13 protein-coding genes, 1 tRNA gene and 1 pseudogene are annotated in these 12,454 nt (G+C 42.0%); 13 read left to right on the plus strand and 2 right to left on the minus strand.

What is annotated here, in order from left to right; genetic code table 11:
• Positions 1-248: 248 nt before the first annotated feature.
• Together ACMX3D_RS09525 and alr are read right to left on the minus strand one after the other, a co-directional pair.
• Positions 249-330, minus strand: a tRNA-Leu gene (locus tag ACMX3D_RS09525).
• 138 nt (positions 331-468) lie between these two features.
• Positions 469-1,656, minus strand: a complete 1,188-nt coding sequence (gene alr, locus ACMX3D_RS09530) for an alanine racemase (protein ID WP_482751180.1) — start codon at positions 1,654-1,656, stop codon at positions 469-471.
• Between the two features lie 402 nt (positions 1,657-2,058).
• On the opposite strand from alr, the gene ACMX3D_RS09535 reads away from it, so the two are divergent.
• The 13 genes and pseudogenes from ACMX3D_RS09535 (at position 2,059) to ACMX3D_RS09595 (ending at position 12,247) form a co-directional block, all read left to right on the plus strand.
• Positions 2,059-2,556, plus strand: coding sequence for an HNH endonuclease (locus tag ACMX3D_RS09535; RefSeq protein ID WP_482751181.1), 498 nt, complete (start codon positions 2,059-2,061; stop codon positions 2,554-2,556).
• Positions 2,557-3,078: 522 nt separating this feature from the next.
• Positions 3,079-4,365: a DHH family phosphoesterase gene (locus tag ACMX3D_RS09540; protein ID WP_482751182.1), complete on the plus strand. Its 1,287-nt coding sequence runs from the start codon at positions 3,079-3,081 to the stop codon at positions 4,363-4,365.
• Between the two features lie 316 nt (positions 4,366-4,681).
• Positions 4,682-4,915, plus strand: coding sequence for a hypothetical protein (locus ACMX3D_RS09545; RefSeq protein WP_482751183.1), 234 nt, complete (start codon positions 4,682-4,684; stop codon positions 4,913-4,915).
• Positions 4,916-4,953: 38 nt separating this feature from the next.
• Positions 4,954-5,076, plus strand: a pseudogene (locus ACMX3D_RS09550) (HNH endonuclease); the annotation flags it as partial.
• Between the two features lie 191 nt (positions 5,077-5,267).
• A complete protein-coding gene (locus ACMX3D_RS09555) occupies positions 5,268-5,513 on the plus strand; it encodes a hypothetical protein (protein ID WP_482751184.1) in 246 nt (81 codons plus the stop codon).
• Positions 5,506-5,895, plus strand: a complete 390-nt coding sequence (locus ACMX3D_RS09560; protein WP_482751185.1) for a PIN domain-containing protein — start codon at positions 5,506-5,508, stop codon at positions 5,893-5,895. Before ACMX3D_RS09555 ends, ACMX3D_RS09560 begins: the two co-directional genes overlap by 8 nt.
• Positions 5,896-6,022: 127 nt before the next feature.
• Positions 6,023-6,517: a phosphohistidine phosphatase SixA gene (gene sixA, locus ACMX3D_RS09565; RefSeq protein ID WP_482751186.1), complete on the plus strand. Its 495-nt coding sequence runs from the start codon at positions 6,023-6,025 to the stop codon at positions 6,515-6,517.
• 112 nt (positions 6,518-6,629) lie between these two features.
• Positions 6,630-7,766 carry a citrate synthase gene (locus tag ACMX3D_RS09570; protein WP_482751187.1) on the plus strand — a complete coding sequence of 379 codons (1,137 nt, stop codon included), beginning with the start codon at positions 6,630-6,632 and terminating at the stop codon, positions 7,764-7,766.
• A 419-nt stretch (positions 7,767-8,185) separates the two neighbouring features.
• Positions 8,186-9,304: an NADH-quinone oxidoreductase subunit NuoH gene (nuoH, locus tag ACMX3D_RS09575; protein ID WP_482751188.1), complete on the plus strand. Its 1,119-nt coding sequence runs from the start codon at positions 8,186-8,188 to the stop codon at positions 9,302-9,304.
• Between the two features lie 195 nt (positions 9,305-9,499).
• A complete protein-coding gene (ndhI, locus tag ACMX3D_RS09580; protein WP_482751189.1) occupies positions 9,500-10,084 on the plus strand; it encodes an NAD(P)H-quinone oxidoreductase subunit I in 585 nt (194 codons plus the stop codon).
• A gap of 153 nt (positions 10,085-10,237) precedes the next feature.
• Positions 10,238-10,837, plus strand: a complete 600-nt coding sequence (locus ACMX3D_RS09585) for an NADH-quinone oxidoreductase subunit J (RefSeq protein WP_482751190.1) — start codon at positions 10,238-10,240, stop codon at positions 10,835-10,837.
• 177 nt (positions 10,838-11,014) lie between these two features.
• Positions 11,015-11,320, plus strand: coding sequence for an NADH-quinone oxidoreductase subunit NuoK (gene nuoK, locus ACMX3D_RS09590; RefSeq protein ID WP_006199065.1), 306 nt, complete (start codon positions 11,015-11,017; stop codon positions 11,318-11,320).
• Between the two features lie 6 nt (positions 11,321-11,326).
• Positions 11,327-12,247, plus strand: a complete 921-nt coding sequence (locus ACMX3D_RS09595) for an NAD(+) kinase (protein WP_482751191.1) — start codon at positions 11,327-11,329, stop codon at positions 12,245-12,247.
• Positions 12,248-12,454 lie beyond the last annotated feature (207 nt).

Consider the following 12,454-nt stretch of genomic DNA (forward strand, 5'->3'; position numbering starts at 1 on the left):
ATAGACTATACAAGAACTATTGTCAACTTTTTCTATCTGTAATTATTGGTAATTGATGTACCCTAAGCATATAAAACCCTCAGGCTGGAAGTCTGGGGCTATACAAACAAAGCCTGCCTTCGCAGGCTAATTATATGCTTCTTTATATCGATTTGGTATTAGCTATTTTCTATGACAGTAATCTGTCAGCGATGACAAATAAAAAATCGCTGCAAAAAACATCTGTGATAGATACAGTTTTACATTAGTGCGGATGAAAGGACTTGAACCTTCACTCCTCTCGGAACTAGAACCTAAATCTAGCGCGTCTGCCAATTCCGCCACATCCGCATCAGTTAACCTATACTAGCATAACATATTTTTTTAGGGAATAGGGACTAATGAATCTAAAATTGCAGGATGAAGTTTAAATATTTCACTACTTTATACTTCACCCCTTATACTCTTGCTGATTCGTCCCCAATCACACTAAATAACTCCGACGCGCGGTAGGCGATGCTTGAACCCACAAAGAATTTCCCAAGAAATGGTATTTAATTGTTTCGCCCAATCATCGGCGGTGATTTGTTCTTTTCCTTGGTCGCCTAATAAGGTAACGATTTCACCTTCTTGAATATCAGGAACCTTACTGATATCGATCATCAACTGATCCATTGTAATTGCTCCAATTTGTGGCACTCGCTGACCACGCAACAATACTTGCATCTTGTTAGAAAGGTTGCGTGGTACACCATCAGCGTAACCAATGGCCACAACAGCAATGCGCATTTCTCGGTCAGCCACAAACTGATGACCATAGCTAACGCCAGTACCAGCAGCTATAGTTTTCACCTGGGTGACTCGCGCTTTTACCTGTAACACAGGCTTTAAATGAATCTTGTGTTTTAGATGTGGTGCGGGAGAAAGTCCGTAAACACCTAAACCGACTCTTACCATGTCATAGTGCAGTCGAGAATCTGCTAAAGTCCCGGCGGTATTTGCTAGGTGCAAGCTAGGAATTTTGATGCCGATTTTTTGAATTTGCGCGATCGCAATTTTAAATCTTCGATGCTGTTCTTCCATGATTGCAGGATCAGGACTATCAGCAGTGGCTAAGTGAGAATAAACACTCGCAATTGTCAAATGCGGTAAGCGTTCCACTAACTGCACAAACTCGGCGGCTTCTTCCCAATTAGTGCCTAACCGAGACATGCCCGTATCTAATTTAATATGTACGGGTACGGGAGAACCATAGTTAATCGCTTCTAAAATGTTAGAAAAAATTAAAGCTTGTTTGGGACTGCACAATGTTGGCTGGAGTTTCCAATGGGCGATCGCATGAATTTGCTCTGGTGTATGAGTTGCCCCTAAAATCAATATCGGTGCTTGAATTCCCGCTTCCCGTAATTGAATTCCTTCAGGAACTGTGGCGACTCCCAACCAACTCGCTCCCGATTGTAATGCTGTTTGGGCAACTGTGACTGCACCGTGTCCATAAGCATCAGCTTTGACTACCGCCATCAACTGTGTACGTGGTGATAACAACTGCTTGAGTTGCTGCACATTATGCGATAACGCATCTATATCAATTTCTACCCAAGCACGCTGCGAAAACCACGCATAGGTGTCGCACTGTTGATTAGATGCAACACCAGTCATTTGATCGCGACTTAGCATATTTCTCTTCTCCTATCACACCAGCAATAAACTTTCACATTATGTATTTATTTTTAGTTATTCATACCCATATAAACTACTTCCGTGTTAATTGAAAAGATTTTCTTAAAAGGAATTAAGTATTGAGTATTAAGTATTTGAGCCTCAAAAAGACTCTCAACCGCAGTTAATAAAATTTACAAGTATTATTTTTTACCTCAAATTCATAAATAAATTGAGGACGATCTTGTCCTATCTCATAGCAATCCTCTGGGGAGCATTCTCCGCAAAGATTTGCATTCCAAGATTCTTTATTAACTACAAGAATTATCCAATTATTCCGGAAGTATAATTTATTCTCATCTCCCAATGAGCAGAGAATCGTGTTAATATATGTAAAACTAATACCTTGAGCGTTAATCAATGGGGAAGGTTTTAGTCTTAAACGCCTCTTACGAACCGCTCAATATTACGAGCTGGCGACGTGCTGCGGTTTTGTTAATTAAAGGCAAGGCAGAACGAGTCGAACACAATGGCAGATTTCTTTACGCGGGTTTTCCATTGCCAACGGTGATTCGCTTACGTCATTATGTGCGGGTTCCCTACAAGGAAATGCCTCTGACTCGTCGAAACCTCTTGCACCGCGACGGACACACTTGTCAATATTGCGGCTACACAGGGGATGAGTTGACGTTAGATCATGTCATACCGCGATCGCGTGGTGGGGGCGATACCTGGGAAAACATCGTTACGGCTTGCGTCCGTTGCAATGTGAAAAAGGGCAATCGCACACCTCAAGAAGCCCATATGCTACTGCGTCATTTACCCCGCCAACCTTACAGCAGCCTCTATTTCGAGGTTAGTAAGCATCTTAAAAATGGACTGCATCAAGAGTGGCAAAAATATGTGATAGGTCTTTGACACTAACAACTCCACCATAAACTGACACAGCCACAACAGACTGTTGTACGTGTGACACTGTTGTCTGAGTTGGGGCAACTATGGGTTAGGTGCTAACATACTACTGTGACTGGTATTGCATTCTAATAAAGAATTGCAGCTGCTCATCGGGTTATCCAACAGTAGCTGTTCAAGTAGTGTGCTGGCATCTGCCTAAATAATTCAACAGTCTCCTATTGTATATCCATAACCTAAAAAAATCTAGACTTGCTCAAAAAATTCTCTCCAATAGAGAGAATGGTCTAGCTATGCTCAAAAATTAGAGTTTGCTCATAAACCAAAAGCATTGATTTTCTGCCGCTATATGTAATCTGGCAGAAGTTATGAAAATTTTGCCTGGTTATCTTGACAAAAAATACACCAAGATACGTATCCCCAGTATTCTATATTTTTGCGAAGATCAGAATGTGTGGCTAAATCAGTGAAACCCTGGTTGTAAATTTCTCAATCAATAATGCCTCACACTTAACAAAGATGTTTTCTATGCAACTAAATTCTTCCTTGAAGCAGTCAGAGAGTTTTTCATTGACTACAGAGCCAAATCCAGAGGATGCTGAAGTAGACCAAGAAGTACTTGAAGTACCGCTTAACAGGCCATCCTTGCCAGCATCTACCAACGACGGAGTAAGTGTTTATCTCGGTCAACGTAACAATTCCATAGCTTTTCAAAAAGCAGAGGAACTGCAAAAGACCTTATTAGCGCATAGACATGAGCGCCAACTGATCATTTTGCAAGATTTTCCCGACCCTGATGCGCTTTCCTGTGCTTGGGCGTACCAGCTAATTGCTCAACAATATGACATTAAGTGTGAAATTATTTATGCTGGGACTCTTAGCCATCAAGAAAATATCGCCCTAGTTAAGCTTACAGGTTTACCAGCGCAGCGTTGGACTCCACAAAACTTAAAATCCAAAGATTTGTCCTGTTATCAAGGCTTTGTATTAATTGATAACCAGGGAACCACCAGTCAACTATTAGTACAAATACAGCAAGCAGGAATACCATTAGTAGCCGTAGTTGACCATCACAGCTTACAGGCAGAACTCAAAGCAGAGTTTGTGGATGTCCGCCCTTATGTACGAGCAACATCAACAATTTTTACTCAGTACTTGCAATCTGGGTTACTCGCTTTGGATAGCAGCATTAGCCAACACGTTAAATGTGCCACAGCCTTGATGCACGGCTTGCGATCGGATACAAATCGACTGATGCAAGCACAAGAAGAAGACTTTATGGCAGCTGCTTATCTCAGCCGATTTTATGATGCTCAACTGCTAAATGCCATTTTACAGGCGAACCGTTCCAAGCGGGTAATGGATGTAATTGAGCGATCGCTCAAAAACCGCATCGTCCAAAATAACTTTTCCATCGCTGGCGTTGGTTATCTGCGCTACGACGACCGCGATGCTATTCCCCAAGCAGCTGATTTTCTAGTAACCGAAGAAAACGTCCACACCGCAGTTGTTTACGGCATTGTTCACGATGAAGACGATGAACTCGAAGTAGTCATCGGTTCCCTGAGAACCACCAAACTCACCCTAGACCCTGACGAATTTATCAAAGAAGCCTTTGGTCAAGACAGCACTGGACGCTTTTTTGGCGGTGGTAGAACCAGTGCTGGTGGCTTTGAAATTCCAATGGGATTCCTCTCTGGCGGTAATGAAAATCCTGCATACGCCAAGATAAAATGGGAAGTTTTTGATGCTCAAATTAAGCAGAAATTACTGAAGTTAGTGAATCCTAAAGATAACCCCATTCAGTCAGAGTAAATCTTGCACGCAAAGACAAAGAATCGATAGCGAAAGTTTAACTGAATTTAGATTGCAGCCAGAAATTTATTTCTTGGCTGTTTATTTATTATATAAATCTAAATTTGTGAATTATAGGTATACATGATAATTCTTGCATGAAGGTTAGAAAAAAAGAGCTTTAAGTCTCACGCAAAGACGCAAAGACGCAAAGAGTTGTGGAAGTATTCAAGTAGCCGAATGAAATTCAGCATAAAACATAGTAAATATACGACTCATAATTAGTATATTTAATGGCTAGTATTCTGATTGTCAGAATTAGCCAATTGTATCTCTGATGGCAACTATAATTTTTCTGTGTAAAGGTGAATTTGAATATTATACTGAAAAAGAAATTATTCAAAATAAAGACTTACCAAAAGAAGTTAAGTCGAAATTTATACAGAAAAAGGATTACTATAGAACATCTTGGAGTTGCGGCAATTCTAAATTTATAAAAGTGGGAGATAGAGCCTATTTTAAAACAATGGGAAGTGTGCAATTACCAATTTTGATGCTGAAGCAGCACTAGAAGCTGCTCATATAATTCCTTATATTGAAACATAAAATAATGCGCCATCAAATGGTTTGTTATTACGCGCAGATTTGCATACCTTATTTGACTTAAATCTTATTACTATTGATCCAGAAACCCTTCAAGTTTATATTCATCCTACTTTGCAAAAAAACTGAATATCGAACACTTGAGGGCAAAGAACTACGAGTTCCACAGGATGAAATGTGCCGTCCCAAAAAAGAGTTTTTGGAAGAGAGATTTAAGCAGTGTGAATGGTGCAAAAATTTGTAGTGCGATCACTTATCGCTGGCAGGTATGGCAAGATAGTTAATAAGATAACTTATTGCCCCAAAATAAAGTAATTTTAATGACACAGCAAGAGTTGTTGAATGAATTTTTATCTCTTCCGGCTGAAGCACAGCGTCAGGTAATCGATTTTATTGCTTTTTTACGACAAAGATATAAAAGCACTGAACCTAGATCTGAGTCACCAGATTTAGACTTGGTAAATGATAGTTTTATTGGAATGTGGCGCGATCGCCAAGATTTAGCTGACAGTACTGCTTGGGTGCGTAGTGTTCGAGACAATGAGTGGTCAAAATCTAATGACTAACTCAACTATTATTGATACTGACATTTTAATTGATGCAGGTCGTGGTGTTCTCAACGCAGTTCACTGTTTGCAAAATCTACAAGTAACTTCTAGCTTGGCAATTAGCGTAGTTACACAAATGGAATTAATGGTTGGTTGTGCTAATAAAGCAGAACTACAAACACTAGAAAATTTCCTGAAGCAGTTTTACATTATTAAGATTGATCAGGCTATATCAGACACATCTGTTGATTTATTACGGTCTTATCGGTTAAGTCATGGTTTGCTGATTGCTGATAGCCTAATTGCAGCTACAGCAATAGTCTGCAATTATCCGTTGATCACAAAAAATCAACGGGATTATAGGTTTATTCAAGGTTTAATCTTATTACCCTATCCATAAAAAAATTTAGAATACCTCACACTGGCGATCGCGCCAAAATTTACCTAACAGAACAGGTTCCAAAATAATTAGGATATGTTAAATAACATCAGGCGTAAATCCTAACTCAGCACTCAGGACTATCATTGTGGAACTGTATCTAATTCGGCATGGCATCGCTCAAGAAAGGCAAGCTGGCATTAAAGATGAAGAGCGACACCTTACTCAAGAAGGACGGCAAAAAACTGAGAAAGTAGCCCAGCGTCTCTTCAAGCTGGGTTTGCAGTTTAATTTAATTGTCACCAGTCCCTTAGTACGCGCCCGCCAAACAGCCGAAATTCTCGTCACCATCGGACTGGGTTCGCAGTTAGAAGAATCTACTCACCTCGCCCCTGGTGGTCATCTTTCTAGTTGGTTAGTTTACTGGTTAGAACCCAAAAATTATTCCCAAAATACCCAACTTGCCTTGGTAGGCCATGAACCTGATTTAAGTAGTTGGGCAGAAATTCTCCTTTGGGGAGAAGTCAAAAGCTGTCTAGTCCTGAAAAAAGCAGGTATGATCGGAGTAAAACTACCAGAAGCAGGCTCTGTTGTGGGTCGTAGTCAAATGTTCTGGTTGACACCACCCAAGTACTTGCTATAGCAGTTTTTCAATTCTTCTCGAAGAATTGTTGTGATAACGGCTACTGTTATGGCGAAAATAATTTCTGGTAAGTTAGCGTGATCAAATATTTCACAAAGTAAATGGTGTTGCCATGATGGTGTGCGAATACAAGCCTGGTTTAGAAGGCATTCCCGCCGCCCAATCGAGTATTAGCTACGTGGATGGGCAGAAGGGAATACTAGAATATCGTGGCATCCGGATTGAGGAATTAGCAGCCAAAAGTACCTTTCTAGAAACTGCTTATCTCCTCATCTGGGGTGAATTGCCAAGTAAACAAGAACTAGAAGCATTCGAGGATGAAGTTCGCCACCACAGGCGGATTAAATACCGCATTCGGGACATGATGAAATGCTTCCCGGAAAGCGGTCATCCAATGGATGCTCTACAAGCCTCGGCTGCGGCTTTAGGCTTGTTTTACTCCTTGCGAGATTTACATAACCCCGCCTACATTCGGGATTCAGTTGTGCGTTTGATAGCAACTATCCCCACAATGGTGGCAGCATTTCAGTTGATGCGTAAGGGTAATGACCCAGTAAAGCCTCGTGATGACTTAGATTATTCCGCCAATTTTCTCTACATGCTCAACGAGAAAGAACCGGATGCTTTGGCGGCAAAAATCTTTGACATCTGCTTGATTCTGCACGTTGAGCATACAATGAATGCTTCAACTTTTAGTGCTAGGGTAACAGCCTCTACCTTAACTGACCCTTATGCTGTAGTTGCTAGTGCTGTGGGAACCTTGGGCGGCCCGTTGCACGGTGGAGCCAACGAAGAAGTAATTCAGATGTTGGAAGAAATCGGCTCGGTAGAAAACGTCCGTCCCTACGTTGAGGAGCGGCTGCAAAACAAACAGAAACTAATGGGCTTTGGGCATCGCGTCTACAAAGTGAAAGACCCACGCGCCATTATTCTCCAAAACCTTGCAGAGCAGCTATTTGAGAAGTTCGGGGCAGATAAGTACTACGACATCGCCCAAGAAATGGAACGGGTCGTTGAGGAGAAACTTGGTCACAAAGGAATTTATCCTAATGTTGACTTTTACTCTGGTTTGGTGTATAGAAAAATGGGAATTCCCACAGACTTGTTTACACCAATATTTGCGATCGCCCGCGTTGCTGGTTGGTTAGCGCACTGGAAAGAACAACTAGCAGAAAACCGGATTTTCCGTCCTACTCAGGTTTACAACGGTCACCACGACGTTCCTTATATCCCACTCGAACAACGTTAACTGGCAGCGTGACAGTTAAGATAGCACCTACCTTCAAGTAAAAATATCAGCATCAACCCCCCAATCAGGGGAATCAGAAATCCTATAAGCAGCAAATAACCGTTGCCAGCATGGAAGCGGCAGTTTTTTGATGCCAATGAAGTATGAAGGATGAAGTCTGAAATTATGAAAAATTTTAGCCTTTAGCCTTCATACTTCTCCTGCTAACCTCATAGCAAATCTAAATCCTACCCATAAGCAGAAGTTCTTGTATAGCTACAGGGACTGAAAACCATGCAACGATATACTAGGCATGGGAATATAGCAACAAATCTTCAATCAGGAGTCATCTGGGAAGGATAAAAGATGAAGAGTGAAAGCTGAAATTTCATACTTCATAATTCACACTTCACACTTCAACTGACTTATAGAGCGGAAACATGAACTCAGGAATTGACCTTCAAGGAACGTTTATTAAATCCCTGATGGATTTAGGACTACCAGCAGGCACTGCCAAAGCAATATGGATGCCGCTGCCAATGATCCTAATGCTGATTGGGGCAACAGTGGGTGTGTTGGTGTGCGTATGGCTGGAACGGAAGATTTCAGCAGCAGCACAGCAGCGAATTGGCCCTGAATTTATTGGGGCTTTTGGTTTACTTGCTCCGGTAGCAGATGGTTTAAAGCTGGTGTTTAAGGAAGACATTGTACCAGCTAAATCTGACCCCTGGTTATTTACTCTCGGCCCCATCATTGTGGTACTGCCGGTATTTCTGTCTTATTTGATTGTGCCGTTTGGACAGAATATCGTGATTACAAACGTCGGTATGGGGGTCTTTTTGTGGATTGCCTTGTCTAGCATTCAGCCAATTGGGTTGTTAATGGCTGGTTACGCATCCAATAACAAATACTCCCTCTTAGGAGGATTGCGAGCAGCAGCGCAATCTATTAGTTATGAAATTCCGCTGGCGCTGAGTGTGCTGGCGATCGCTATGATGTCTAACAGCCTCAGCACAGTTGATATCGTCAATCAGCAATCTGGTTACGGCATCCTCGGCTGGAACATTTGGCGACAACCAGTTGGCTTCCTCATCTTTTGGATTGCCGCTTTAGCAGAATGTGAACGCTTGCCCTTCGACTTACCCGAAGCGGAAGAAGAACTAGTCGCAGGTTATCAAACTGAGTACGCAGGCATGAAATTTGCTTTGTTTTACCTCAGTTCCTACGTTAACTTAGTGCTTTCTGCTTTATTAGTCTCAGTTCTGTATTTAGGCGGTTGGGATTTTCCCATTCCGATTAACACCATTGCTAGTTTGCTAGGTGTCAGTGAAGCTAATCCTGTATTACAAGTAGTCACTGCTGGTTTGGGTATTACCATGACCGTACTCAAAGCCTACTTACTAGTGTTTGTTGCCATCCTGTTGCGCTGGACAGTACCACGGGTACGCATTGACCAACTCTTAGATTTAGGATGGAAGTTTTTGTTACCAGTTGGTTTGGTTAATCTTCTATTAACCGCAGCCCTGAAATTAGCTTTTCCCGTCGCCTTTGGTGGATAGTCCAATTTTAGATTTACGATTTTAGATTTTAGAGCCACTGCGTTGCGGTGAATCAGCCCTGCGGGAGGGTTTACCGACCCAGGCGACTGGCGAACCCGAAGGGGGGTTACCTCCGTTGAAGCAAGTGGCGTGATTGAGTCTAAAATCTAAAATCCAAAATCCAAAATCCAAAATTGAAAGAGAGTGTGAAACACAATGCTAAAGTTCCTGAAGCAAGTTGGTGATTACGCCAAAGAAGCAGTACAAGCTGGTCGTTATATTGGTCAGGGGTTATCTGTTACCTTCGACCACATGCGCCGACGACCCATTACCGTACAGTACCCTTACGAGAAACTGATTCCTAGTGAACGGTTTCGCGGTAGGATTCACTATGAATTTGATAAATGTATCGCCTGCGAAGTGTGTGTGCGTGTTTGTCCGATTAACTTACCTGTAGTAGATTGGGAATTTGATAAAGGTAGCAAAAAGAAAAAGCTCAAACACTACAGCATCGACTTTGGGGTTTGTATTTTCTGTGGTAACTGTGTGGAATATTGCCCCACCAACTGTCTATCCATGACAGAAGAATACGAACTTTCCACCTACGATCGCCATGAATTAAACTACGACAGCGTAGCTCTGGGCCGTTTGCCTTACAAAGTCACCAATGACCCAATGGTTACACCACTACGGGAATTAGTTTATCTACCCAAGGGCGTACTAGAACCCCACGGTGTACCCGCAGATGCACCTCGTGCCGGCGCAAGGCCTGAAGACCTTGTAGAAAAAGTAGAAAAATAAATGTCATAAGTCATTTGTTCTTTGCTAATGACTTATGACCAACGAAGTCTAAAGCATGAAAAAATCACTACATCTGTATATCTGTTGATGGTTGAGATAATTTCATACTTAATACTTCATACTTTCTATTGACCATTGACTGAGGACAAAAAAGTGAATCTAGCGGAAGGTGTACAGATTGTTTCATTGGGCATATTAGCTGTAATGATGATTGGGGCAGCACTGAGTGTAGTGCTGTCTTCCAGCATTGTTTATTCTGCCTTTATGCTAGGAGGCGTGTTCATCAGCATGGCAGGGATGTACCTGTTGCTAAATGCTGACTTTGTAGCAGCAGCCCAAGTGCTAATTTATGTTGGGGCGGTTAACGTATTAATTTTGTTCGCCATTATGTTAGTGAACAAACGCCAAGATTTTGCGCCATTTCCTAGTGCTGGAGTACGGAAAGTACTCACAGGTGTAGTCAGTCTCGGTCTATTTGGGCTGTTGAGTGCAATGGTTTTGGCAACTCCTTGGGCATACTCCACTACTCCTGTGGCTGGTGAAAGTTCAATAGTTTTGATTGGTGAGCATTTCTTCAGCGACTTTTTATTACCTTTTGAACTGGCTTCTATTTTGTTACTGATGGCAATGGTAGGAGCAATTATTTTGGCACGTCGTGAGTATTTGCCAGATCAAGTTTCACCTTCAACTGTTCTAACTTTGCCAGAACGTCCCAGAGAACTGGTATCAGCAGGTCGAGAAACCCAAGACTAAAAAGTAAAAAGTAAAAAGTGAAAAGTAAAAAGATATGGGTGAGACTGCGGTAACGCTGTAAGAACCAACTATTTTCTTTTTATTTCTTTTGCCTTTTAACTTTTTACTTTTACCTTTTGCCTTTTACCTTTTGCCTTTTGCCTTGTCCAGCATATTAGAGAAGGAATACTAGGATTCATGCAACTTCAGTACTTTTTATTACTGGCAGCCGCTTTGTTTTGTATCGGCATTTATGGTTTAATTACGAGTCGTAATGCTGTACGGGTGCTGATGTCAATTGAGTTACTACTAAATGCTGTTAATTTGAATTTAATGGCATTTTCCAACTTTCTTGACTCAACATTAATTAAAGGCCAAGTATTTACCGTATTTGTCATTACTGTAGCTGCTGCTGAAGCGGCGGTGGGTTTGGCGATAGTTCTGGCCATTTATCGCAACCGCGATACCGTCGATATGGAGCAGTTTAATCTCCTGAAGTGGTAATTTTGCGTGCAACTCAAGCAGGTAATCATTGCTTATAAGGCGCGAGATTCTCAAAGTAAACGCTGGGCAGAAATTTGTGCCAAGCAACTAGAAAATCGCGACTGTCATGTATTAATGGGCCCTAGCGGGCCAAAAGATAACCCTTACCCGGTGTTTTTGGCATCGTCTGGTCAACCAATTGATATGGCTTTGGTACTCGGTGGTGATGGTACTGTTTTAACTAGTGCCAGACATTTAGCCCCAGCTGGTATCCCCATTCTTGGTGTGAATGTGGGTGGTCATCTGGGCTTTTTAACCGAGTCTGTAGATGAATTTCAAGATACAGAAAAAGTTTGGGATCGGCTGTTTGAAGATCGCTATGCCATTCAGCGGCGGATGATGTTACAAGCCGCAGTGTATGAAGGACATCGCACGAATTTAGAACCAGTCACCGAGCGCTACCTTTCGTTAAATGAATTTTGTGTCAAACCCGCTTCTGCCGATCGCATGATCACCTCTATTCTGGAAATGGAAATTGATGGTGAAGTAGTCGATCAATATGTAGGAGACGGGTTGATTATTTCTACTCCTACAGGTTCCACTGGTTACACGGTCTCGGCCAATGGCCCCATCATGCACGATGGTATGGAAGCTGTGACCATTACTCCCATTTGTCCCATGAGCCTTTCTAGCCGTCCTCTGGTTTTGCCGCCTGGGGTTGTGGTGAGTATTTGGCCATTGGGCGATTACGATTTGAGTACCAAATTGTGGATGGACGGTGTATTATCTACTTCAATTTGGCCGGGACATCGCGTTGATGTACGGATGGCTGATTGTCGAGCTAAATTTATTGTTTTACGCGAGAACAATTCCTATTATCAAACGCTGCGCGAGAAGTTACTCTGGGCAGGTACAAGGGTTCGCTACAGTAACAATCATCGTAATTGATTGACACTCCCAAGTAGCCTGAGTGTAATTCTCAGAAGTTGATAATAGAGTTTGCTTCTACCTCAGTTGTTGTTTTAACTTACAGCCCCTGAAAAGATTCAGGGGTTTTTTGTCCTTATTAACCTGATACTAAGTTACTCTCAAAGAGATAGGACTTACGCAAGAAAACGGAAAATTAAGGTTTTACAGCAGGGTGTAGGAATATGA

This window comes from Anabaena sp. TISTR 8404, from assembly GCF_056847745.1.